The 669-nt window shown below is 61.8% G+C and carries 1 pseudogene; it reads right to left on the bottom strand.

The annotated features are described in order from the left end of the window. A pseudogene (locus tag AC1DT6_RS40560) lies at positions 1–622 on the bottom strand (hypothetical protein); the annotation flags it as partial. Between the last annotated feature and the right edge of the window lie 47 nt (positions 623–669).

Genomic DNA, 669 nt, shown 5'->3' with positions numbered 1-669 from the left:
CGAGCCTGGCGCGCAGCTTCTTCGACAGTTCCTGCGTCAGCGGCGCGAACCAGTCCTTGCGCTTGCGCGGCGGGTCCTCCGGGTCGGGCCGCTGCTGGTGGTCGACGCGGCGCTCGTAGTCCTTGATCTTCGCGGCGATCTCGTCATCGGTCATCAAGGACTGACCGCTAAAAGCCGCTCGGTGCACGGCGTTGTAGATCTGCAGCAGGCCCCACAGGATGCGGGCCTGCCCGCCGGCGGCGAAGGCCCGCCCGTAGGTGCTTTCGCCCATTTCACCAATTTGCGGGAAGGGCGTGCCCACACCTGGCATGTAGAACGGGTAGTAATACTCGCTCTCCCCCGGTGTATTGTGTTTCTCATCGGGATACGCGTTATACAGGCGCACAATATTGCTATGGAAGCGYTTGGCGGGTTCCGGTTTTTCGTAGTCCCTCTCCATRTTGTTGTTGGTRCCATCGAAGAACAGCCCCACGTTGACCAGGATCTGGCAAACCGGCTGACGCACGAACGTGCAGGCGGGCTTGGTCCCCAACACRCGGAAAACCTCGCGCGGCGTCAGGCTGCAGCATTCGGCCGGATCTGGTGGGAGCGTGCGGTCGGGGGCAGCGATATAGCGCTTCATTGTTGGAACTCCTTCGACTTGTTCGGATCGACCGGATAGGGAATGGG

This window comes from Cupriavidus sp. 01L45, from assembly GCF_056399885.1.
Note: the sequence above shows the minus strand (reverse complement) of the source record. Positions and strands in the feature narration are given on the sequence as shown.